At 35.7% G+C, this 23,880-nt stretch carries 25 protein-coding genes; 14 read left to right on the plus strand and 11 right to left on the minus strand.

The annotated features are described in order from the left end of the window. Position 1 precedes the first annotated feature (1 nt). Positions 2 to 1,273 carry an amidohydrolase gene (locus tag WJN01_RS07990; protein WP_445196625.1) on the minus strand — a complete coding sequence of 424 codons (1,272 nt, stop codon included), beginning with the start codon at positions 1,271 to 1,273 and terminating at the stop codon, positions 2 to 4. Between the two features lie 144 nt (positions 1,274 to 1,417). Between WJN01_RS07990 and WJN01_RS07995 the strand changes: the two genes are divergently transcribed. Then, positions 1,418 to 3,748 (plus strand): ATP-dependent helicase, encoded by a 2,331-nt coding sequence (locus WJN01_RS07995; RefSeq protein ID WP_445196626.1) that lies wholly within the window; start codon positions 1,418 to 1,420, stop codon positions 3,746 to 3,748. Positions 3,749 to 3,815: 67 nt separating this feature from the next. Here WJN01_RS07995 and WJN01_RS08000 read toward each other — a convergent pair whose 3' ends face one another. From WJN01_RS08000 to WJN01_RS08020, 5 genes are all read right to left on the minus strand, one after another. After that, positions 3,816 to 4,232 (minus strand): hypothetical protein, encoded by a 417-nt coding sequence (locus tag WJN01_RS08000; RefSeq protein ID WP_445196627.1) that lies wholly within the window; start codon positions 4,230 to 4,232, stop codon positions 3,816 to 3,818. A 90-nt stretch (positions 4,233 to 4,322) separates the two neighbouring features. Next, positions 4,323 to 4,781: a carboxypeptidase-like regulatory domain-containing protein gene (locus WJN01_RS08005; RefSeq protein WP_445196628.1), complete on the minus strand. Its 459-nt coding sequence runs from the start codon at positions 4,779 to 4,781 to the stop codon at positions 4,323 to 4,325. A gap of 152 nt (positions 4,782 to 4,933) precedes the next feature. Further along, entirely contained in the window at positions 4,934 to 5,569 is a 636-nt protein-coding gene (locus WJN01_RS08010) for a hypothetical protein (protein ID WP_445196629.1), read from the minus strand. 71 nt (positions 5,570 to 5,640) lie between these two features. Further along, positions 5,641 to 6,609: an early set domain-containing protein gene (locus tag WJN01_RS08015; protein WP_445196630.1), complete on the minus strand. Its 969-nt coding sequence runs from the start codon at positions 6,607 to 6,609 to the stop codon at positions 5,641 to 5,643. Beyond that, complete coding sequence (locus tag WJN01_RS08020) at positions 6,606 to 7,571, minus strand: hypothetical protein (RefSeq protein ID WP_445196631.1); 966 nt, start codon at positions 7,569 to 7,571, stop codon at positions 6,606 to 6,608. Before WJN01_RS08020 ends, WJN01_RS08015 begins: the two co-directional genes overlap by 4 nt. 152 nt (positions 7,572 to 7,723) lie before the next feature. Here WJN01_RS08020 and WJN01_RS08025 point away from each other — a divergent pair, with 152 nt between their 5' ends. The 3 genes from WJN01_RS08025 to ettA all read left to right on the plus strand — a co-directional run bounded on the left by WJN01_RS08025 (position 7,724) and on the right by ettA (position 10,431). Beyond that, complete coding sequence (locus tag WJN01_RS08025; protein WP_445196632.1) at positions 7,724 to 8,344, plus strand: L-threonylcarbamoyladenylate synthase; 621 nt, start codon at positions 7,724 to 7,726, stop codon at positions 8,342 to 8,344. 124 nt (positions 8,345 to 8,468) lie between these two features. Next, positions 8,469 to 8,651 (plus strand): CAL67264 family membrane protein, encoded by a 183-nt coding sequence (locus WJN01_RS08030; RefSeq protein ID WP_370479689.1) that lies wholly within the window; start codon positions 8,469 to 8,471, stop codon positions 8,649 to 8,651. A gap of 88 nt (positions 8,652 to 8,739) precedes the next feature. Next, positions 8,740 to 10,431, plus strand: coding sequence for an energy-dependent translational throttle protein EttA (gene ettA / locus WJN01_RS08035; RefSeq protein WP_445196633.1), 1,692 nt, complete (start codon positions 8,740 to 8,742; stop codon positions 10,429 to 10,431). A 56-nt stretch (positions 10,432 to 10,487) separates the two neighbouring features. Here ettA and WJN01_RS08040 read toward each other — a convergent pair whose 3' ends face one another. Next, on the minus strand, positions 10,488 to 10,664 hold the full coding sequence (locus tag WJN01_RS08040) for a hypothetical protein (RefSeq protein WP_445196634.1): 177 nt from the start codon (positions 10,662 to 10,664) through the stop codon (positions 10,488 to 10,490). Positions 10,665 to 10,678: 14 nt separating this feature from the next. Next, positions 10,679 to 10,930: a hypothetical protein gene (locus WJN01_RS08045; RefSeq protein WP_445196635.1), complete on the minus strand. Its 252-nt coding sequence runs from the start codon at positions 10,928 to 10,930 to the stop codon at positions 10,679 to 10,681. 229 nt (positions 10,931 to 11,159) lie between these two features. Here WJN01_RS08045 and WJN01_RS08050 point away from each other — a divergent pair, with 229 nt between their 5' ends. From WJN01_RS08050 to WJN01_RS08085, 8 genes are all read left to right on the plus strand, one after another. Further along, complete coding sequence (locus WJN01_RS08050; RefSeq protein ID WP_445196636.1) at positions 11,160 to 12,497, plus strand: coiled-coil domain-containing protein; 1,338 nt, start codon at positions 11,160 to 11,162, stop codon at positions 12,495 to 12,497. An 82-nt stretch (positions 12,498 to 12,579) separates the two neighbouring features. After that, positions 12,580 to 13,641: a hypothetical protein gene (locus WJN01_RS08055; protein ID WP_445196637.1), complete on the plus strand. Its 1,062-nt coding sequence runs from the start codon at positions 12,580 to 12,582 to the stop codon at positions 13,639 to 13,641. Next, positions 13,638 to 14,168: a PH domain-containing protein gene (locus WJN01_RS08060; RefSeq protein ID WP_445196638.1), complete on the plus strand. Its 531-nt coding sequence runs from the start codon at positions 13,638 to 13,640 to the stop codon at positions 14,166 to 14,168. The genes WJN01_RS08055 and WJN01_RS08060 overlap by 4 nt, the downstream gene beginning before the upstream one ends. Before the next feature lie 33 nt (positions 14,169 to 14,201). Further along, a complete protein-coding gene (locus WJN01_RS08065; protein ID WP_445196639.1) occupies positions 14,202 to 16,166 on the plus strand; it encodes an AAA family ATPase in 1,965 nt (654 codons plus the stop codon). Beyond that, positions 16,156 to 16,737, plus strand: coding sequence for a GDP-mannose pyrophosphatase NudK (gene nudK / locus WJN01_RS08070; protein ID WP_445196640.1), 582 nt, complete (start codon positions 16,156 to 16,158; stop codon positions 16,735 to 16,737). The genes WJN01_RS08065 and nudK overlap by 11 nt, the downstream gene beginning before the upstream one ends. 2 nt (positions 16,738 to 16,739) lie before the next feature. Beyond that, a complete protein-coding gene (locus WJN01_RS08075; protein WP_445196641.1) occupies positions 16,740 to 17,975 on the plus strand; it encodes a DUF6638 family protein in 1,236 nt (411 codons plus the stop codon). A gap of 46 nt (positions 17,976 to 18,021) precedes the next feature. Then, complete coding sequence (locus tag WJN01_RS08080) at positions 18,022 to 18,537, plus strand: hypothetical protein (RefSeq protein ID WP_445196642.1); 516 nt, start codon at positions 18,022 to 18,024, stop codon at positions 18,535 to 18,537. Continuing rightward, on the plus strand, positions 18,534 to 20,228 hold the full coding sequence (locus tag WJN01_RS08085; protein ID WP_445196643.1) for an energy-coupling factor transporter transmembrane component T family protein: 1,695 nt from the start codon (positions 18,534 to 18,536) through the stop codon (positions 20,226 to 20,228). The genes WJN01_RS08080 and WJN01_RS08085 overlap by 4 nt, the downstream gene beginning before the upstream one ends. Before the next feature lie 20 nt (positions 20,229 to 20,248). Here WJN01_RS08085 and WJN01_RS08090 read toward each other — a convergent pair whose 3' ends face one another. Then, positions 20,249 to 21,268 (minus strand): formimidoylglutamase, encoded by a 1,020-nt coding sequence (locus WJN01_RS08090; RefSeq protein ID WP_445196644.1) that lies wholly within the window; start codon positions 21,266 to 21,268, stop codon positions 20,249 to 20,251. Positions 21,269 to 21,387: 119 nt separating this feature from the next. Between WJN01_RS08090 and WJN01_RS08095 the strand changes: the two genes are divergently transcribed. Beyond that, positions 21,388 to 22,266, plus strand: coding sequence for a DUF8428 domain-containing protein (locus tag WJN01_RS08095; protein WP_445196645.1), 879 nt, complete (start codon positions 21,388 to 21,390; stop codon positions 22,264 to 22,266). Positions 22,267 to 22,540: 274 nt separating this feature from the next. Beyond that, positions 22,541 to 23,116 carry a Crp/Fnr family transcriptional regulator gene (locus tag WJN01_RS08100; protein WP_445196646.1) on the plus strand — a complete coding sequence of 192 codons (576 nt, stop codon included), beginning with the start codon at positions 22,541 to 22,543 and terminating at the stop codon, positions 23,114 to 23,116. A gap of 193 nt (positions 23,117 to 23,309) precedes the next feature. Here WJN01_RS08100 and WJN01_RS08105 read toward each other — a convergent pair whose 3' ends face one another. Both WJN01_RS08105 and WJN01_RS08110 read right to left on the minus strand, forming a co-directional pair. Continuing rightward, on the minus strand, positions 23,310 to 23,567 hold the full coding sequence (locus WJN01_RS08105; protein WP_445196647.1) for a DUF6952 family protein: 258 nt from the start codon (positions 23,565 to 23,567) through the stop codon (positions 23,310 to 23,312). After that, positions 23,548 to 23,862 (minus strand): thioredoxin family protein, encoded by a 315-nt coding sequence (locus WJN01_RS08110; protein WP_445196648.1) that lies wholly within the window; start codon positions 23,860 to 23,862, stop codon positions 23,548 to 23,550. Before WJN01_RS08110 ends, WJN01_RS08105 begins: the two co-directional genes overlap by 20 nt. Positions 23,863 to 23,880 lie beyond the last annotated feature (18 nt).

The following is a 23,880-nucleotide window of genomic DNA, read 5'->3' on the forward strand; positions in this document are numbered from 1 at the left end:
TTTAATTGTTTAAATAGTCAAAAGTTATTTGGGTGAAGGCTTTTACGCCCAAAAGCATCCCACTTTCATCAATTTTAAAATCTGGTGTGTGGTGTGGGAATGATTCTGTATTTCCTTTGGTCATTCCACCTAAATAAAAATAAAATCCAGGTACCAGTTCTTGAAAATATGAGAAGTCTTCCCCAATAGTTTCTGCCTTTATTTGTTTCACATGGTCATCGCCGGCTACTTTTTTAAGTGACGGCAACATTTTTGACACCAATTTATGGTCATTATATGTAATAGCTGTTTCGTTTGTGGATGAAAAGGTGGCACTTCCACCATAAGCTTTGGCTATGGTTTCCGTCATTTCGGCCATACGTTTTAAAATATGAGCTTTCATGTTAGGGTCTAAGGTTCTAATAGTGCCAATCATTTCGGCTGATTCAGGAATGATATTAAATCGCACACCACTGGTGATTTTGCCAACACTAATTACTGCCGCCTCATTGGTTAATTCACTTTCGCGACTAATGATAGTTTGCAAACCATCTATTATTTTCGCGGAAATCAAAATGGGGTCAACACCATTCCAAGGCTCTGAGCCATGGGTTTGCTTGCCCTTAACGTTAATAACAAAGCGTTCCACTGCGGCCATGGCACCGCCTGGCTTAAAGTGGATTTCACCAACAGGAACACCCGAACGTATGTGTAGCCCAAAAATGGCATCCACTTTAGGGTTTTCTAAAACACCTTCTTTAATCATTAATCGAGAGCCTCCTTCTTCTCCCGGTGGCGGACTTTCCTCGGCAGGTTGAAAGATAAATTTAACCGTTCCATTAATCTTATCCTTGTTTTTTGAGAGGATTTCTGCAACACCCATCAAAATAGCCGTATGTGCGTCATGTCCGCAGGCATGCATCACGCCGGTTTCCGTATTTAAAAATGTGGTTTTAACTTCACTTTTAAAAGGCAAATCGTTTCTTTCTGAAACAGGCAGGGCATCAATATCCGCTCGAAGCGCGATAACCTTACCGGGTCGGTTTCCTTTTAAAATTCCAACTACTCCTGTGTGTGCTACTCCCGTTTGCACTTCAAGCCCTAAAGATTCTAAATGTTTTGCAATTTTTTCAGCAGTTTTAAACTCTCTGTTGGACAGTTCGGGGTTTTGATGGAAATGGCGTCGCCATTCAATGATTTTAGGCTCAATGTCTTTAAATTGATTTTCTAAGCTGTTTTGTCCGTGAAAGTTAAATGTTCCTAGGAAAATTGAAAATATTAGTAGAAATCTCATGCTTGTATTTGAAATTGGATGTTTAAAGATATTCAAAAATTAACAAAGCCAAAGCCATCGGTTAATTGTTTATAATTATTAATAAATCTGCCAAGCTAAACGTGCAACAATGGTTATTTTTATGCTTTTAAAATTGCAAAGACCTTGGAAAAATATTTAAGCCAGTTAAATGATGCACAATTGGAGCCTACTACCCAAATTGATGGCCCAATGATTGTAATTGCAGGTGCTGGTTCGGGAAAAACGCGCGTGCTTACTTATAGAATTGCTTATATGATGAGCAAAGGCATAGACCCTTTTAACATTTTGGCGTTAACCTTTACCAACAAGGCTGCCCGAGAAATGAAAGAGCGTATTGCAACCATTGTAGGCGCTAGCGAAGCCAAAAATTTGTGGATGGGTACATTTCACTCCGTGTTCGCCAGAATTTTGCGTAGTGAAGCCGACAAGTTGGGCTATCCGAGTAATTTTACCATTTATGACACCCAAGATTCTGATAGATTGATTGCCTCAATCATTAAAGAAATGAATCTTGACAAGGATGTTTACAAATACAAGCAAATTCGTTCGAGAATTTCATCTTATAAAAACAGTTTAATAACTGTTCGTGCTTATTTTCAAAATCCGGAACTAATTGAAGCCGATGCCATGGCACGCCGACCCCGAATGGGTGATATTTACAAGGAATATGTAGAGCGTTGCTTTAAGGCTGGAGCCATGGATTTTGATGATTTATTATTGAAAACCAATGAACTGCTTACCCGTTTTCCTGATGTTTTAATGAAATACCAAAATCGATTTAAGTACATTTTGGTTGATGAGTACCAAGACACCAACCATTCACAATATTTAATCGTTAGGGCGCTTTCCGATAGGTTTCAAAACATATGTGTGGTAGGTGATGATGCCCAAAGTATCTATGCGTTTCGTGGGGCAAACATTAATAACATTTTGAATTTTCAAAAGGATTATGATGATGTGAAGGTATTTAGATTGGAACAGAATTACCGTTCCACCAAAAACATTGTAAATGCCGCAAATTCAATCATCGATAAAAACCAAACCAAACTTGAAAAAATAGTTTGGACCGCCAATGATGAAGGCTCGAAAATAAAGGTAAACCGTTCTTTAACCGATGCTGATGAAGGGCGCTACGTGGCCAGTACCATTTTTGATAATAAAATGAATCATCAGCTAAAAAATAGCGATTTTGCCATTTTATATCGAACCAATGCGCAGTCGCGTTCCATAGAAGATGCCTTGCGTAAACGTGATATTCCATATAGAATTTATGGTGGCTTATCATTTTACCAACGAAAAGAAATAAAAGATGTACTGTCGTATTTGCGATTGGTCATCAATCCTGCCGATGAGGAAGCTTTAAAGCGTGTCATTAATTTTCCACCACGTGGTATTGGTCAGACCACTGTTGACAAACTGATTGTTGCCGCAAATGGCTATAAAAAAACCATTTTTGAGGTGATGAAAAGCATTGACAAAACCGAAGTTAATGTTAATTCTGGTACAAAAACCAAGCTTCAGAATTTCGTCACGCTTATTGAAAGTTATCAGGTTTTAAACCAAACTGCCGATGTTTTTGAACTGGCTGAACACGTTGCACGAACCAGTGGTTTAATTCGGGAATTCAATAAAGATGGAACGCCAGAGGGCGTAACCCGAATGGAAAATATCGAGGAACTTTTAAATGGTATGAAGGATTTTGTTGAAGGACAAAAAGAAGTGGCCGATGCCACGGGTTCTTTGGCTGAATTTTTAGAGGATGTGGCGCTAGCAACCGATTTGGACAATGATAAAGACGATATTGATAGGGTAGCGTTAATGACCATTCATTTGGCAAAAGGGTTGGAATTTCCATATGTGTACATTGTTGGGTTGGAGGAAGATTTGTTCCCCAGTGCCATGAGTATGAACACGCGCAGTGAATTAGAGGAGGAGCGAAGGCTGTTTTATGTGGCTTTAACTCGCGCCGAAAAACAGGCCTATTTAACATATGCTTTGTCGCGTTACCGTTGGGGAAAATTGGTGGATTCTGAGCCTAGCCGTTTTATTGAAGAAATTGATGATGAATATTTAGACATTGTAACGCCCATTGAAGAACGTCGATTTAACCCAATGTTGGATGCCGATATTTTTGGTGATGTAGAGCCAAACAAGATTAGATACAAGCCAGCAAAACAACCGGTTTTTAATAAAGGCAAAACAAAAAGTGAGCCCGAAAAATTTCAGGTTTCTACCCCTAAAAAACTAAAACCTTTGACCCAAACCAACGGAAACACCAATTTGTTTGACAGTAAATTGGCCGTGGGCAATACCGTAAAGCACATTAGGTTTGGCACGGGCGAAGTCTTAAAAATAGAAGGCACTGGTGCCGACACGAAAGCCGAAATTAAATTTCAGCATGGTGGGGTTAAAAAACTGTTGTTGCGTTTTGCGAAGTTGGAAGTTGTTGGGTGATGAGTTGATAATTTAGAAGAAAATAAAATTAGCTGTAATTGTGGTTACATAATGTTGTTATAGTGTTTTATTCTTCTTTAAATTCCGATTTGTATAATTCCAAATACTTTGAAGTTAGAAGACTGATTTCCTTTTTCTTTTTTAATTTAAAGTCAGTATATGTAATTAGAAATGGTACAATGAAAAATGGAATAGGTAAAATCCAATTTTCATAAGCCAATGAAATAAGAGAGCAAACTATTCCAATTCCGATTGCAATTTTTATTAATATGTTCATTGGAAACTTAAAGTCAAAAAATAATTCAAATTTGTTGTCATTATTCAAAATTCCGATTATTCTATAATTTCCTCCTGAATTGAAGATGCCCCGCTTTCTATATAATTCAATTCTATTCGGACTGATATTCCCGTGGTAAAATCCGTTAAGAATTAATTTGTTTAGAATGTGAAATGATTTTTCGTTATTAGAAATGGTTTCAGTCATTTTTTAAATGATACAACAAAATCAGAGCGACCAAATACGCACTAACTTTGAGTTTTGCAATAAACTACAAATTATTTTTATGTGATGTAGCTATAGTTTTTTTAATGTTATTTTCGGTTTGAATATGATCCCCTTGCAAGCATTCAGACTTTCATTGAATTTACTATTTTCCTCAGCATTAAAATCGGTTTTATAGGTTTCGAATCCTTTTTTTGAAACCTCAAAATTTGCATAACAGTAAACAAATGGTAAATCAAGAGGTGTGAGAAACCAGTCAATTTTAGATTTTTCGGTAAGTTCGAAATTCCCATTTAAGTCAGTCATGACAGTTTGTGATTTATATTGGACATATTCATTATGTCCATATTCTTCGTTTTTTATCTCATTTTCTTCAATTCGAGAGACTGTCGCATTTTGAATCGGTTTTCCATTTTGGTCAACTACCTGTCCAGTTATTTTGGGTACATATATGACTTTTTCAGGACGAAAAAACATTCCAATCAAAAATAATAGAACGCAAATCAAAATAATATCTCCGATCTTTTTCATAAATTTTAGCTAACGGTTTAACTTTGGTTTCGTTACGTGAAAATCTGCAAGGATTTTCCGCTGTAAACCGAAGATAGCAAATTTGCGAGGACTTTCCGAAAGGAAAGTTAGAAGCAATAAGCTATAGCTGTTATTGACTGTAGTTGTTTTACTCAACTTATAGTTATAATTCCAATGGAACCAATAGATTCCCATTTTCCATTTTTAAATTCATAAACATCAATTCCGTCGTAAGCACATAGCAAACCACAATAAAAACTTGTGTCGAAAAAAGCATATTTTTTATTTCTCGAAAACAATGGAATTGTCAAATCATAAATTCCGTAATAGTCGTACTTTTTTTCATTTGTTCTAATGTCGCTTTGAAGATAGTCAGAGACATCTTTTATTATATTATCGGAAACATTGTCAAGTTTTAGTTTATTAAAATCTAAAATCAATTTTTTTTTCGTTGAATGTTGACTAAAAATATAATCTATATCAGATTTGGTTAAAATTTCAGACATCTTTTCGTCTGTACTTTGTTCAGTAAGAGGTGTTAGGATTTCTATCCAATAATCCGAATTATTTTTTAAATCTGGGTATTCTAATATTTTACTTTCGATAATTGTCTTGTCTTCTAAAACATCGTTCAAAAAATTGTAATAGTCAGATTCCGTTATTTCAATTATAGGTTCTTCTATTAATTTGTTCGTGGAAGTTAAATCCTTTTCTTTTTCAATTTCGCCTTTTTGCTTGCACGAAACTAAAATTAAAAGACAAAGTATTAAAGGAAGCAGATTTTTCATAATTACAGGCAACCGAAGGATAAGAATAATTCTAAGTTAACAATAAAATTTAATTATACTTTTATAGCAATCTACTTCACCATACAAACCGAATTGATATGCCCCTCACCATCATATTCCTTTACGCTATTGTTAGGATCTACCATCCATTCACCATCTACAATAAATTTGTAATGGTGTTTACCACCAGAAAGCGGGATGACATATTTCCAGCCGTAATCCATTTTGCGCATCACTAGCTCGTGTTCATCCCAATTGTTAAACGAGCCTGCAAGTACCACTTTTTGGGCATTTGTATAACCTCTTAACTTAAAGGTGGTGTATTCCTTGATGTTTATAACAGAGTTGAATTCATCAAACTCGTTTCTTGTTTTGTAGGGGTTGTCGGGGTCTTCCATCCATTGCCCATCAACAATATAGCGGTATTGGTAAATGTCGGGTTTCATTTGTAAGGTCAGTTCCCAGCCATATTCTGTTTTGTTCATTTTAAACAGGTTTTCATCCCATTTATTAAATGAACCGGCCAAGATTACCTTTTTGGCATTTTTAAAGCCCTTAAGTTTAAAACTGGCGTTACCATTTTCGCTAGGGTAGGCCGTGTACATTTTCAGGTTGTAAACCCCATGCATGCGCATGCCATTTTTGGTGGCCTTGGCAATATTAGGGTCTTTTTTTGAAGGCTCTGCCCAATAGGCATTGTTGATGACGTACTTGAATTCCCATGAGAATTCATCGGTGAAATCATGTATGCTTTTTCGTAGTTGATAGGTGTGGTTGCCTATCTTTTTCATTCTCCAATTGTCTCTAGACCATAAATTGAACTCACCCGAAACCACAACGTTTTCAATATCCAAATCATTAAAATCTACCACTTGCCCTGTGTATTCTTGGGTGAATTTTGAATATTCGAGAGCATCAAAAGTAAACACCACGGTATCGCCTTCAATTTTATAGCCTTTTAGCTCGTCGTTTTGCCCGAAAGCATAAAAACCAATAAAGGTGAGGATTATAGTGGCCGTATATAAAATAAGCTTTTTCACTGATGGTTTAACGGATAATCTATAAAGTACAATTTTTCTTTTTGATAATTTATGATGGTTCGTTTTTGGGCAAAAAATTCATAGCCTAAAATGCCGTCCAAATTGGTGCCGAAAGCTTCGTTCATTCTGTTTAAATTGGTCAAAACGGTTAGCATTGGGCCAAAATATATTTTTTTGTTTAGTTTTACTCGGTGCAATTTTCCTGCCAAAACTTCAACTTTTCTGTTGTTTATTCCAGAAAGCCGCATACGTTTTTTTGGAATAAAATACTTCAATACCGTTTTGGGCACACTTTTGTTTATTTGGTTAAACTCGGCTGCCGAGTCGATACCCAATCTAACGTTTTGGTTGTTGATTTGCCCGTTCACCACAATGGTATGGTTAACCAACTTAAAATCCACACTGTCAACTATCCGTTCCAAATATACATGATTATTGAATTTGTTGCCTGCTTTATCAACTTTGTTAAGCGTAATTTGGTTGAGGTGCATATCTATAAAGACTTCGTAATCTTTCAGGATGTTATAGCCAATAACACCTAAAAGTTTTATTTTTTTACTTTTTTCTATATGTGACAAATCAATGACATCCGAATTCTTATTTTCCAATTTGAAATTCTGTAAAACAAATTCCTTGATGTGTTTTTCATAGGAATCCTCAACGGAATGCATAATTCCAGATGATGAGGCATTCTTTTTTTGATGTTCGTATAAATTGGAAAAATGGACTTTGTTGAGTATCATGGTTTCCGAACCGGTATCGATGATAAAATTACCTTCTTGGTCAAAAATTTCAGCTTTTACAACAATCAGGTGGTCTACCAACTTAAACGGAATACGGGTGGTATAGGGATTTAAAACCTCAGCATTTGAAAAATGAATGGGTGGATTGACTCCATTAAAAGCCCAGGAACATTGAAATCCAAGGAAAAGAAAAAATATAAAGGTCAGTTGTCTTAGCATAAATTAAAGACTAGCTAGAAGACAAATTGTTACAGGTCAATTTGTTAAAATTGAGTTATAAAAAATGTATGCAGGGGATTGTTATAACTGGGAATTAAAACATTATTAATTAAAATGTATTTACTTTGTAAGCTGAAAAGAAGTTATGCTGTATGTCTGAATTTATCAGGATTTACGAAGAAAATCCAAACCCGAAGGAAATTGAAAAGGTAGTTCGTGTTTTAAAACGGGGTGGATTGGTCATATACCCAACCGACACGGTTTATGGTTTGGGTTGCGATATTACCAATATTAAAGCCTTGGAGCGTGTGGCCAGAATTAAGGGTGTTAAACTTGAGAAATCCAATTTTTCATTCGTATGCCACGATTTAAGCAATTTAAGTGATTATGTGAAGCAGATTGACACGTCAGTTTTTAAAATATTAAAACGGGCGCTTCCTGGTCCTTATACGTTTATTCTTCCGGGGTCTAATTCTCTGCCAAACCCATTTAAGAAAAAAAAGACTGTTGGTATTCGCATCCCGGCAAACAACATTGCTTTAGAAATTGTAAAGCAGTTGGGAAACCCCATAATATCTACTTCAATTTATGATGAGGATGAAGTTTTGGAATATACCACAGACCCAGAGTTGATTCTTGAAAAATGGGATAATTTGGTCGATTTGGTCATAGATGGTGGTTACGGGGGCAACGAGCCTTCAACAATTATTGATTTATCTGAAAATGAGCCCATTATTGTTAGAGAGGGTAAAGGTAGCTTGGAGATTTTCTAATTCTCTGAAGGCTGGTGTTCTAATTTTTAACTCCATTGGCTTTCAAAAATATATTATTATACTCTTAAATTTATTGGCAAAAACACGATATTTGCTTTTACACTAACCAAAAATAAAAGAGAATATGGCAATGAATAAAAACACAATATTGGCTTGGGCAACAGTCTTAATGATAATCATGGGTGTTGTATTGATTCTTATGGGGGCGTATAGATATGACGATGTTGCCGGATGGGGTTTTGCTACAGTTGGTATAGGTTTTTTCGCCATTGCATGGGTGTTTAATGCCCTAAAGGGAAGGGTTTAGCCATCTGAATTTAATCATGATAACTTACCCTTTTATTGCCTTAAAATCTCTGTTAATCTAAAAATCTAATTCGCTAATTATCTGATAAATGAGTGACGACAAGAAAATAATTTTCTCAATGTCTGGTGTTACCAAGACATTTCAAAGCGCCAATACACCAGTTTTAAAAAATATATATCTAAGCTTTTTCTATGGAGCCAAAATTGGTATTTTGGGGCTTAATGGTTCGGGTAAATCCACGCTATTAAAAATTATTGCTGGCGTTGATAAAAATTATCAAGGCGATGTGATTTTTCAACCAGGTTACAGTGTGGGGTATTTAGAGCAAGAACCGAAGTTGGACGATGAAAAAACCGTGATAGAAGTTGTTCGCGAAGGTGCTGCTGAAACAGTTACCATTCTTGACGAATACAACAAAATCAACGATATGTTTGGGTTGGAAGAAGTGTATTCCAATCCAGATAAAATGGAAAAGTTGATGAACCGTCAGGCAGAGCTTCAAGATCAAATTGATGCTGCCAACGCCTGGGAACTTGATACCAAATTGGAAATTGCCATGGATGCCTTGCGCACCCCTGAAGGTGATAAAAAAATTGGTGTGCTTTCTGGAGGAGAACGTCGTCGTGTGGCCTTGTGTAGATTATTGTTGCAAGAGCCAGATGTATTATTGTTGGATGAGCCGACCAACCATTTAGATGCCGAATCTGTACATTGGTTGGAACATCATTTGGCGCAGTACAAAGGAACAGTAATAGCCGTTACCCACGATAGGTATTTCTTGGACAATGTGGCAGGCTGGATTCTAGAATTGGATAGAGGTGAAGGCATTCCATGGAAAGGTAATTATTCATCTTGGTTGGACCAAAAATCCAAACGTATGGCTCAAGAAGGTAAAGCTGCTTCAAAACGTCAAAAAACATTGGAACGTGAGTTGGAATGGGTTCGCCAAGGTGCCAAAGGACGGCAAACTAAACAAAAAGCACGTTTGAAAAACTACGACAAACTATTGAGCCAAGACCAAAGGCAGCTTGATGAAAAATTGGAGATATACATTCCTAATGGCCCACGGTTGGGAACCAATGTGATTGAAGCCAAAGGTGTTAGCAAAGGTTATGGCGATAAGTTGTTGTATGAAGATTTAAACTTCAACTTACCGCAAGCTGGAATAGTTGGTGTTATTGGACCTAATGGTGCCGGTAAAACTACAATTTTCAGGATGATTATGGGTGAGGAAATACCTGATAAAGGTGAATTCATTGTTGGTGAGACAGCCAAAATTGCCTATGTGGACCAAAGCCATTCCAACATAGATTCAGAAAAAACCATTTGGCAAAACTTTAGCGATGGGCAAGAACTTATTTTGATGGGTGGTAAACAAGTGAATTCCAGAGCTTATTTAAGTCGTTTTAATTTCAGCGGAAGCGAACAAAACAAAAAAGTAAATTTACTTTCAGGCGGTGAGCGTAACCGACTCCATTTGGCCATGACGCTAAAAGAAGAAGGTAACGTGCTGCTCTTAGATGAGCCTACTAACGACCTTGATGTAAACACGTTACGTGCATTAGAGGAAGGTTTGGAAAACTTTGCGGGCTGTGCAGTGGTGATATCGCACGATAGGTGGTTTTTAGATAGAATTTGTACCCATATCTTGGCTTTTGAAGGCAATAGCCAAGTTTATTTCTTTGAAGGCAGTTTTTCTGATTATGAGGAGAATAAGAAAAAACGTTTGGGCGGCGATTTGATGCCAAAACGCATTAAGTATAAAAAATTGGTGCGTTAGTTAAAAAAAATAAAAAGCCTGCATTGCAGGCTTTTTTTATGATTTATTTGAAGGTATTATTTCTTGTTGTAAATATGCCCTGAGCCTATTTCAATTTCAGAACGTTCTAATTGGTTAATTCTTTCTATGTTGGAATTGAACTCTCTTAACAGCTTTTTTCTTTCTTTAATAGTACGAGCAATAAAAAATAGCAGTATAAAAATAGGAGCAATAATAAGTAGTAATGCGGTCATGGAGGTTAAGTTTTTTAGTTATCGCCATACATGTGGCCTTCAGTAAAATCTCGGTATGGCTTTTCCTTTTTTTCTTCTTCTTCAAATTTTTTGTTTAGGGCGTCTAATTTTTCATTTTCCTTTTTAAGCTTGTATGATTTTCTAACACCTAGTAGCAGCAAAACCGCAAAAAATACGACAACAACAACAAGCATTGTTAAAATGTTAGACTCATCCACTAAAGCTAGGCTTAATGAAAAAACAGAAAAGATTTGGTTGGCAAACATTGAGGTTTAAAGTTGATTAATTTACTTATCAAATATAGTATAATTTCTCAGCTATACATTTCTGTTGTGAGAAATGTTATTCACAGTGTTATCAAAAAAGTCAAACATCGATGTAACAATTAAATGTGAAAAGATACCAATATTTAGAGCGGTTAAAATTTTGATTTAAATATTTTTTAACGAAATTGCTTGTCCGTAAAATTGTTCAACTTTAAATACAAACCATAACATGTCAGACGATTTTGATTTATTAGAAACCTCTTCAAACGAAAAAAGCGAAAAAGTAGATGTTAACTGGGGAAAAGCCATTGACACTATGAAATCTAAATTGTCGCAAGAAGACGACCCTGAAGTTCGACAAAAAATACTAAATGCCACTTTAGATGATGTAGTGCATATGGCCGAAAAGGACCGTACAACGCTTTTGGATGCCATTAAAGACTTAACTGATTATCAAGACGAAGTTGGAATTATTTTCGAAAAATTCTCCTCGCTAAATGCTACCGAGCAAAAAGTAATCGACGATGCCCAAAAAGCTTTAGAGCGCGCCAGAATTGAGTTGGAAGATGCAGAAGCCAAACCAGATACTTGGTGGAACAACCTTTGGGGGCGTAAAAGCAAAATTAAAAAAGCACAAGAAGAACTTAAAGCTGCTGAAAAAACAAGAGCTGCTGCCGATAATAAAGCAAAAGCTATGTTTCAAGAACGTATAGAGAGCGCTGATGTTCAAACTTTGTTAAGTGAGCTTTCATACAAGTCTCAAGCTGCAGTTGGACGCTTAAAAAATCGTGAGGTTGAAATTAAAGAGGTAGAAGACAAGTTACAAGACGCCATTGTTGAAGCCACAAAAAACCATACCAAGGCTTTAGAAAAGAAAAAAGAAGTCGAAGCTAAACTTGAAGAGCAATATGCTTTGTTAAAGCAAGCTAGACAAGAGCTTGAGGATATTGTGGATAAACAATCGGCTGAATATGCCCAAGCAGTTGGTAAAGTTACTGAACTTGAACAAAAAGTTGAAGAGTTGGAAGGCCTTAAAAATGCGTACACAACACTTGCTGCAAGTAAAGATAGTTTTGTGCACAAGCACAACTTAACCATAAAGGTATTGACATCGCTTCGTAGCAATTTGCAAACGCATCGTGCTAAATTAAAGAGTGATACCGAAGAGCGTTTAAAATATTATGATGGTTACGTGGTGGCATTAAAGGCGAGAACTGACCAGGAATTCGCCGCTATTTTAGAGCATTTAGGTGTAAAAACCGATGAGCATATTGGAGAAACTTTAGCATCCATGCATACGGCCAGTGCCAAAGCCCGTCAAGATATGATGGATAACATCCCTGTTCATGAAAAAGTGATGCAAGGTGTTTACAGCAGTTACGCGGAGGCTTTACAGGAAATCCGTGCCAAAGATGGTGAAATACAAAAGAATTTTGCTGAACGCTATGGCATTGATATGAAAGAGATTTTTGAGGATTATTATAAAGCTGATGCCAACAAACCTTCAGGTGAAGATGGTGAGCCCGCCGGAAAACCAAAAGCTTCAGAAGACGATTTGTTATCTTAAAATTTTGTATCAAAAGCGCTTCTGGACAAGAAGCGCTTCTTTTCTAAATCAATTTCTAATTGAACTATTAGTTTAAAAAGACATGTCCATAAATCACATAGTAACACCCTTAGATTCTGCAATTCTTGATTCTAAAGAGCAATATGTGTTTTACCATCAAATGGTAGATTTTGCTTTAAAGGAATTGATTGTCGCAGTACAAAGGCAAAAGATTTGTAACGAACAAGAAGTGTTGCTTTTTAAACAATACTGCGATTTGTTGTTGTACTCCGTTGAAGCCATGCGAATAAAATATATGTATGACGAGGAGGATAATATGAAGGTGGATTTAACCGAGTCTGGTTTTCCAAACTATTTGGAATTTCGGTATTTGTTCAATGATTTAGAATTGCGCGACGAATATGTAAGCAAATTAACGCCTATTACTGCGCTAAAAGAAGAATTTTTAGATACGCTTTTACGAAAGAAAGAACCTATTAAGAAAAGTAAACTCTTTCAGGCGGCATCGATTGTTTATTATACCTCGGTTAATAAGCAGTACATTTTTAATCGGTTTGTTCAAGGGAAAATTTTGGAAGCTCCAAAGGATTCAAAAAGTGATTTAATGACTAGTTGGAGTTTTTATGATGTGTCACACAATCGGCCATTTATCTGCTTCATGTATTTCAATTATGATGGTAACCGAATTGAAGACCATAAAGAAGAAATTTATGATGTTTTAAAAACAGTTGCGGATAGGGATATGGCTTTAGATATGATGGCACATGCCATTGATAGAAAATTACCAAAAGTATTTCCAAAGCTTATAAAACGTATTGATTTAGGCCCGTTACATAATGTTTTTGCAAAAGATGAAAATATGGTCACCCACGCCATTTTAAAAAGCATAGCTAAGAAAGAAGTGCCTTTAGAGGCTTACGCCTTATCATTAAAAACCGAAGAAGTATTGTCAAAAAGTGAATTTAAGGAAGGAGGGTTTTTCAATAAGCAGATTTTACAGCATTGGGATGATGTTTTTAAACAGAACTATGTTTTAGCACCGCATCGGGTCATCCAATTGTTATACAACAAAACGCCTGAGATTATGAACAGTTTAGCAAAACCACCAATTGAAATTGCTGAATTAAAAATTAAAAAAATATGAGGTTAAATTTCTTTTTATTGTTATCGGTATTTGCTATGATATCTTGCGATGGTAATGTTGATGAGGAGCCTAAAACTTTTACACCAAAAGGAAGTACAGATATAAACCTCGTAACGGGCATGGAAGCCCAGGCGTCTGAGTATGACTCGCCAATTATTTTAGGGAACCCTAATGTTTTTAAAAGTCAAATGGTGTTTTTTCCAAATCCGGCAATTAATTTATTGTCAATTAAATCTAATTATGTAATAACCGATATTTGGTTTGTGAAGGCAAAGACAGATAAAAAATATAAGGGCACGGATTTTTCTAAAATATTATCAAGCGATTTATACACCGAATCTGATATATCCTCAAGTGCAGAATTAAAAATTTCTGATATATCTGGAAACAATACGAACATCAATATCGAAAACCTAAGTTTTGGATATTACAGGGTTTTTGTTAAAGCCGATGGAGCTTTATTTTGGAGTAACATCTATGTTGGAAACGATATTGACATTGATGGATTAATTAGTTTTTGGAACTGATAACTATTACAATAAAAGACTTTAAAAACAAACATGGAACACAACTCAACATTCCCAATAAAACTAACCGAGCTCGATATGCTTCGAGATGAGGCAACATCATACTTAAAAAGCGTACAATGGGAGCAGGGTGCTCGAGCAAAAAACAGGGATAAAGATGGCAAGGATGAGTCAATTTTATTGTATTTGTCACGTGCCAATAACGGTACTAACGCAGCCGAAATAACATCGGTTTCAAAAACTATTTTGGCTTTAAAAAAGCGTTTATTGCCAGATTCTGTTGCCATTCCCATTTATTTAAACCAAACCCTTTTTGCCGTTCAGGAAGGCATTACGTTGGGCATTTGGATTAAAGACAGTTACTACGATGCCTCTGGGTTATCCGGTTTAAACGAAAACAAATCTGCGTTAGATACCAATGGAAAAAGGGAATACGAAAGTAAAATGCATACTGCCACGGCGTTTATGTTATTTTCCTTGGCCTATAAAATTTTAAGTGATTTAAAACCGCATGCTTCAGATGATTTAAGCGTTATGAAGCAAAAGTTTGCTGGCATTCCTGAGGTATCCTTAATGTCGCCCATTAAAGGAATTTCATGTGCTTTATTTTATTACGACAAGTATTTGGGACATCCTGAAATTATTAAGTCCGATAAGGATGTTATTAATTTTACGGTGGTATATTTTGAATCATTGATTGATGAAATTCAACTTCGAAAAAGTTCTTTAGAATATACCGAAACCATTGAAGACAGAACGTATAAACTGGAAAATTCTGAGTTTGCTATTTCTGGATGGAACAATGTTTTTGAAGGAACAGCCAAAAGCGTGGAGTTCAATAAAGTGCAGTTCGAGCAAATTGTTGGTAATCGCGATGCGAAACATTTTGCCCGGCGATTGACCGAGCGTTTATTGAGTTACGATTTTATTGCGAAGAAAAATCCGTTTCAAGAATTGGGAGGTTTTATGCCCGTTTTCATGGGTTATGGTATTCCGGGAACCGGAAAAAGTATGCTTATTGCTGCTATTGCCACTCGTTTAAAAGAGCATTGCGATACTTTGGAGATACCGTTTTTGTTTCACCCTATGCCTGATACCCTGATTTCAACCTTTCAAGGTGGTTCTGCCGAAAAAATGGTGGAGTGGATGAAACCCATGCAAGACCCAACCAAACTTATTTTCGCGCCCATTGATGATGCTGAAAATAACTTGCAAGAGCGAACTGCACAGGGTGTTTCAGCAGGTGTAAAGGAAGTTATTGGGGTGTTTTTGCGTTATACCGAAGGTGCTTATGCGGTTAATTATGGCAACAGTTCCATAGGCTTATTCACCAATTTGCCTGAAATGTTGGATAAAGCAGTGATTTCGCGTGTGCAAGGTCGATTTAAAATTGATGGGGCCAGAACGGAACACGACTTTTTAGATCAAGACCATTTATGGTGGCGGAAACTGGAAGATACCATGCCCGATTTTGTAAACATGCAAGGTCCAGAAAACTACAGTTATCTGCAAGACCAAGGTTTGGCAAAAAATATGGGGGAAATTTTGAATACCGTTGAAAAGCCAACTGAAGAACGTGTTAATGAGATTTACGATAGGGTGGAAAAGCAATTTAAGGCGAATCAGCATTTGTTTTATGCTAATTTGTATAAGGACATGCAAAAGACATTTCCGTTTTTCTCGTCGCGAGATGTTCGTAATATTCAATCGGCGATTTCTTTGCGCTTAACCGATTTTGACTTGGAAGAAGACTGGTTTGAAAACCCTGAAATCTATTTCAAGAAAGATTACGATACCAAATTCAACATGCTTCAGGAACTGATGCGCGCCAATATGAAAGGATTGGATTTTTCAGAAATTCGTCGTCAAGAAGTGGTGCGTTATTTAGACAATGTGGCCACCATTGCCGATACCGATTTTAAACGAAAAGTAGATGCTCGGATGAATCAATTAAACATAGAGACTGAAGCCAGAAAGCAATTCGAAAATGAGCAGTAAACAAATTAAAAATATTAAGAAGAAGTTACTTTCGGATAATTACTATATTCTAAACCGGGTAACTTTCGATTATTTGATGCCCAATGGAAAATGGGTAAACCAAATGCGTGAGGTGTACGATAGGGGTGATGGCGCGGGTATTTTGCTCTATAACAAGAAAAAGAAAACGGTTATTTTAACAAAGCAATTTAGGATGCCAACCTTTATGAATGATAATAAAGATGGTGTATTGGTTGAAATTGCCGCAGGAATGCTAGACAAAGATAATCCTGAAGCCTGCATTATTCGTGAAACCGAAGAAGAAGTAGGCTACCGATTAAAAGAAGTTAGAAAGGTTTATGAAGCCTATTCGTCACCTGGAGTGATGACGGAAAAAATGCACTTTTTTGTTGGAGAATACACTGATGACATGAAAGTTAATGAGGGTGGCGGATTGGATAGCGAACATGAGGATATTGAAGTTTTAGAACTGCCATTTGAAAAAGCGATTGAAATGCTAAATGCCGGACAAATTGAAGATACCCGAACTATTGTGCTGTTGCAGTATGCACAAATTCATAAGTTGTTGTAATAATGGACAAACTTAAAACAGCCAATTTATATAGAAGTGAACTCATTCCCGTTAGTGGAAAACTTGTTGAGCGGTACAACAAATGCTTGACAAAACTTGGTTTTAGCGAAACAAAACTTGATAGTTTTCATATTGACGGTGTAGGTTGGAGTCCTGAAGTTGCTGATGAAAAAAAAAACAACCACTATTTAAACAATGGTGAGGCTAATCCATGTGGCATTCTTATCACGCCTTTGCAAAAAGGAAAACCGGTTTATATGCCTACGCATACTTTTGATAGAGATATCATGAAGTTTGTGTTTAAAGTCCATGGTGAAAAAATAAAAGATGTCACCAGAGATTGTGCCATTTGTTTGGATTTCGACCAAGGTATAGATGCCTTTTACGAACCTTTAGATGTTTTAAAGTACGACAAAGTTAACGTCCACTTTCATTTAATAAATGACTTGGATAAAATCCAAAAACAGCAATTGGAATTGGTTGATACTTTTAGTCAGGGTAATAACTTTATTGATGAAGCCATCCACGAACAATTGTTGGAATCCGCCAAACAATATGGTGATTTACGATACCGCGATTTAGAATTACATGAATTGCAATACACTACAGATTCTTTTTATACAGAGTCATTTGGAGGTGTTTATGTGTTGCGTGATTTTATTACGCCTATAGTAATTTTTGAGGATGAAAAATGGTATAAAGAAGCCATAAAAGACACCAATTATGAGGTATTGATTTACCATATAGAACAGCCCGAACTTATGGACAAATTACGTGATCACATTATTATTGAATGTGATTTGGAAAAGGTTGTGAAAACAGAACGCTACGAGCGAATCAAAAAGTTTGAACTGGCAAAGTGCTTAGAAAAAACACAGCATCCTATAAAAGACATTTTAACGGATCCTATGCTTTATAAAAGCTACTTGAACAAACTTGATATGGCATCCCGTAAAAAAGTGATGAGTGTAGAGCGGTATTTGGAAAAACTTGAAGTGAGCAACGAATTTAAAATTGCTGATATAGTTGATGAAGATTTGTTTAAAGCGTTGCATCAGCCACATTCCTCTTTAAGTGCACAGCATCAAGACTTAATTTGGAAACTGTTGGTTAATATTTCACCTAAAGACGTGTTGTTTTGGTATTGGTACGATAAAAAAGGGTTTTACAAAAGTTTTCAGACTTGGGATGAATCACTTAAAGACTGGGCCATTGAAACCATTAGTAACAATATTTAAAAATTATAGACTAATTTTATAAGAGACAACTTCAAACTCAAAAAACATGACACTAGAACTCATTATTTTCATCGGCTCAATTTTATTCGGAGCATTGTTGTATTGGAGAGAGTCCCACGGAAACAAACTATACCGTTTTTTCAATAAACTTATGTACTCCAAAGAATTGCAAATGAAAGCAACCGACAAAACAGGTTTTGTGTACCAGCAAAAATTCATTGTCCGTTTGGTTTTTATTGGATTCTTATTTTTAATAGGTATTGTAGTTACGCGCTTTTTGATTCCCATTGATTTGGCAACTATTTCAATTTTTGCCTCCATGATTGTGGGAACTTTATTGGGTACCTATTTAGCAAATGTCATATTTAAATCTAGCGAGGTTATTGAACAAAAAAGTCATTCGTTGGAAGATGTAGTTCACGACACCATTGAAAAGGGAAAAGATTTTATTGAAGATTTAAAAACAAAAGATGCAAAGGAAATTGAGGAAGTAAAGCCAGATAAGCCAAAAGCCGAAGAGAAAAGTGCTCGAGAGCGTTTAAAAGATAAAGGATTGTTATGATAAAAAACTATTGGAACAAAGGCAAGAAACAAAAAACAATAACCATTATTGTTTCCATAATTTTACTTATTGCATTGTTTGTACTGCGCGATGATTATCAGCCAGCATTGCTTTTTCTACGCAAGTATATTTTTGTTATCCTGTTAAGCGGTATCGTTTTATTTTTTGGTTTACGAAAGTTTAGACGTTCTGCGAGTACAGGTGGCAGACTTGGTATTTTGGCACTTTTGGTTGTTTTTTTCGGAATATTATATGTTGTCGGTTGGCATTTTAAAATGTATGATTACATGAAAACATACAACGTTTTCAACCATTTAAATAAAATTGAAATCAACGAATTGCCCTTAACCCAAAACGAGCGCATTCAACCACTTCGAAATATTTTCTCAATGGCCAATGAAAGTGTTGGAGAAACCAAAGACGTTTCATTGCCTCATTTGGTTAGAATTGACAATGAAAACAAATGGACCATGGCTATTCAACCCACCGAAAAATATGTTTGGCAGGGTATGACCGATAATACCGAAGAAGTTTTCGCCGTGTCTAGCACAACGCCTTTCCCGAGGTTTTCAAGTGAGAATAGAATTCCAGTAACGTTCTCCATCGGTGAATCTTTAAAATTTAGCAGAAACACCTACAATGCTGTGGTGCAACGTTTCAATTTTTTTCAGTTGTTTATGCTTGAACCGAGCGATACCTATTATATGAAAAATGATTCAGGTCAATGGGTAGAAGTCGTGAGTTTGATCAAATGGAAAGGCTTCTTGTTCCCTTATCCAACTTTTGGGGGCGTTATGGTTATTGACAATGGTGAACACGATTTTAAAGATTACATGGAGCGTATTTTAATAGGAAAAGGTACTTACATAAGTCCTGAAGAGATGAAAAACCATCCGTATTTAACACGCCAAAATACGCTTGCTGAAAAAGTATCTCAGCTACAGGCAGAATCATTAAAATTTTTGGGCGGATTTAATGACCCATTGCCATGGAATATGGAAACTGCAGTGAAAATTCCACAAATGCCAAAAGACCAAAACCAACAGCCGTATGTCACGGATTTTGATTTTTCAGATACCGATGTGGATGCCTACAGCGGACTTTACCATTGGTTTGGTTTAGAACCCGTAGGCGATGAGCGAACCAGTTTAAGTTTTAGCGTATTTATTCCTGCTGACGGTACTGACAAGTTATATTACTACAACCACGCTGCCAAAAAACAAGGATATGCTGGTGTTTCGGCCATGCCTTTAAAAGTGAAGGAATCACGAAAAGAATACGATTGGTCGGCTAACACGCCGGTGGAGTTTAGACCGTACATTAAAAATATTGCAGGTAAAAAACGCATGTTTTTTATGGGTACCGTATCGTCAATTAGCGATAGGAATGCGAAACAATTTGATGGTTCTGCAACACCAGATTTGGTATTGATTGACAGCGAATACCGCGATGTGGTTTGGATTGACGTAAAACACCCGAGCCAATGGGATAAAACGGTTTACGACCAATTAAACGAAGCATGGCGCGCCAGTGAGGGTATAGGTTATTATTTTGTTGAAGAAACTAAAAACATTGATTTAGCAGATTCGGCAAAGGACACAATAAATATCGTGCCTGTTGTTGATGAAAAAGCCCTAGCTATTGAAAAACTACAAAAGCAGATTGATTCTTTAAAGGCTGTTGGTAATTAAAACAGAATAGTGTTCAATTTTTATTCACTTTGTGCCCTCATAAAATCAGTAATTAGATAAGTAATAAGCTTTCCAACTTTGTTTGCTGTTTTTTTTGTTGGTGCCGCTTCACAAATGTGTAAATAAATGGCATTTTTATGTAGGCCGAAATGATGGACAAATGTCCGTGCTTGGCTAGCAGAAAAGCCACTTGGTGTCATGGCACTGCTAGGTGTATTTTCAATGGCATCACAGTCTATTTCAATACCAAAATAATTATCACAAACATGCTCCAATGCTACTTTTAATTCGTTCTTGAATTTCAATTCGTTTCTAATTTCAAGCGCTTCAAAGGTGTTATAGCTTGTATTCTTTGATTTATCTAGGATTTTAAAAATCTTGTCGGAAGTATAATTTTCGTGAAGACCAAAAATAAAATAATTTTCCAAAAAACCTTCCGCGAAAGCGTAACTGAATCCATTTCCGCTATGTCGACCTTCTTCAGCCCTAAAATCGGAATGTGCATCAAAATTCACAACATTTATCGGTGAATTAAGCGCTAAACTACTGCCTTTAATGTTTCCGTAGGCGTTGTTGTGCCCGCCACCAATAACAATGGGTTTTTTACCAGCCGCTACAATTTGGTAAATAATATGTGACACATAGGCATCAATATTTTCGACCAATTTTCTGGCCTTCAAAATATCTTTTTTTCTGGTTGGTTTTAATTTTGACATTTCAGATAGTTCTTCTGAAAAATCTAAGTGCCCTAATATCAGTACTTTTTCAGGATGGGTAAATTCATTACTTTGGATGTTTAACAACAATTTAATGGTGGCCTCCCAAGCTTTTGAGGTGCCAATATTTCCATGGTTTGCAAATACGCCAACATCTTCTGGCAAACCTAAAATTACATGTGTAACATCCAAATTATTAAGTTGTTCGTATATATGTGAAATGCTGGTTAATATTTGAACGTGTTGACCAAATTTGGATTCACCTGAGCGTTTGTTTAATAATTTGTTACGCGTATTATTGTTAAATAAAACTAGTTTATCCATTAGAAAGCAAATGAGTTTTGATAATTAAAAATACATCATTATTTGTTTGTAGCATTATAAAATAATAGATTAAACAAAAATTAAGAAATTTAACCTTAACACACATTAAAACAACAATTATGGAAAATAACAAAAGTAACACTGGGCTTAAAGTTGCATTGGGTATTGCACTGGTTTTATTTTTAGGTACTGGTTTTTATACCATGAATTTGTACAAAAAAAGTAATGAGACACAACAAGAGCTAACTGAAGAAAAGCAGTTGGTTATGAACGATTTGAACGCTATGGCAAAACAATATGATGAAGCTATAGGTGAAAATGAAATTGCTAACTCAAACTTGGTTGAGGCCAGAGCTAGAATACAAGGTCTTATAGATTCTTTAAAAATTTCTGAAACAAACGTGAAAAGTTTGTGGAGATACAAGAAAAAATACATGTCACTTCAAAAAGAAATGGACGTACTATTGGCTCAAAACGATTCTTTAAGAGTAGAAAACTCTTATTTGGCGACTTCTTTGGATAGTACTCGTGTACGTTTGGAAGAGCGCACCATTTTTACAGATTCATTATTGGTTCAAAACAATGCTTTGGCTGAAGTTGTTGAAAACGCTTCAATTTTAGGAGCAGTAGGCCTTAAAGGTTTTGGTGTAATTGAAAGAACTTCAGGTAAATTAATCCCAACTGAAAGAGCAAGCAGAACAGATAAAATTAGAGTTTGCTTTACTGTTGCTAAAAACCCATTGGTTCCAGCTGGCGATGAAGAACTTTATGTTCAAGTTATTGACCCTAAAAACAACACCTTAGGTTTAAATGAGCAAATTCAATTTGGTGAAAAAATGTTGAATTACAGTATCATTAGTAAATTCAATTACGAAAATGCTAGCCTTAACGTTTGCGAATTTGTTACTGGAAATGGTGAGTTTGAAAAAGGACGTTATGTAGTAAACGTATTTAATGAAAAAGATCTGGTGTCTACTTCAGAGTTTACTTTAAAATAAGAACAATTTTAAAAATAAGGGTTTTGCCCGGAAGCTCCAAACAGATGTTTGGAGCTTTTTTTTTGCATTAACTTTTATGTCGAAATAATTGTTGTATGTACAACTAAACTGTTTTTTATGCAAATTGCGGATAATTTGTAAAAGGAAAGAAAAAAGATATTATTTTCGATTGCCTAAAGTATTCCATTATTATTTTTATTGGAAAAGTTTGTTATGATCAACAATTCTATAATTTTGTGATGCTTTTATCAATCCATCCAATCCGATTTTGTGAATGAATAGTAATTTCAACTTTTTAAATTCCATTGGAGAAGTTTCTGAAGAACTTTTTAAAGAACTCCAAAACATCAGTGATTTTAAAAGAATTCCCTCAAATTCACAAATAGTTAAATTACACGAAGTACCCACTAAAGTATACCTCATTGTTTCTGGTGTTGTTCGGTGTTATATATGCACGGAATCAGGCAAGGAGTTCAACAAAAGTTTTTATATGCCTACTTCTTTTATGGGGTCGTTAACGGCTTTGGTGAAAAGAGCACCTTCGGCCTTTGTTTTTGAATCTATTACCGATGTTGAAGCGTTTGAGGTAGATTACTATAGACTCATGGAATTGCACAAAAGAAGCAATGCTCTAAAATCCTTGTATAGTAGAATTTTAGAAAAGGTTTATATGGAATATGAAAAGCGCTTGGTAGATTTGATTTCTCTGGATGCTACGGGGCGCTATTTAGAATTGAGGAAGCAAAATCCTGAGATTGATGATTTGATTTCGCAGTATCATATTGCTTCTTATCTTGGCATTACACCTGTGCAATTAAGTAGGATACGAAAAAAATTAGGAGTTCATTAACATTTGTTATTTAATTATAATAAGCTAAACTATATCTTTGACTTGATTTCCTTTAACACACTAAACACGTAGAAGGATTGATAGCTAACCAACCAAGAAAACAGATGAAAGTATTTTTCATCTGTTTTTTTTTATTGGTTTTCTTGGCCTTAAATGCCATCAGGTTTTTTCTGATTGCTTTGGAGCTAGGCTATTAACTGTCAATAGAGCCTAAAACCCGTGACATAAAGCTATTCAAAGCTTCCTTTTTTGGTGTACCATCTTTGGTCATTTTATTGACCTCTAATGCACCGTACATATTTGAAATCAGTTCGCCAATAATATCCAATTCTTCATCTTTTAGCGATGGTATTTCTGTAATAGCTTCTAAGGTTTCAATAGTTTCAATTAAGAAATCTTCATCATTATCTTCAATGAATTGGGTTAAGTGTTTAATTACTGGTAATTTCATCTACTAATTCCTTTAAAACGTCAAACTTGTTGGTCTGAACTTGGTTAACAAATGCACCATTTTTAAATGTTGCAAAGGTTGGCAAATTATCTACTGTAGCCAATTTTCTTGAGTTTGGAAATTTTTCAGCATCAGCCACAACAAAGGAAATGCCTTCATTTTCAGAAGCTAGTTTTTTGAACTTGGGTTTCATTATCCTGCAATTTCCACACCATGTGGCAGAATATTGTACCACAACATTACTGTTGTTGGCAATGATTTCTTCCAAGCTATCTTGTTCTAATTCTTGAACCATATTTTTGATTTTTGGGAT

Source organism: Tamlana sedimenti, from assembly GCF_038148895.1.
Classification (GTDB): domain Bacteria; phylum Bacteroidota; class Bacteroidia; order Flavobacteriales; family Flavobacteriaceae; genus Tamlana.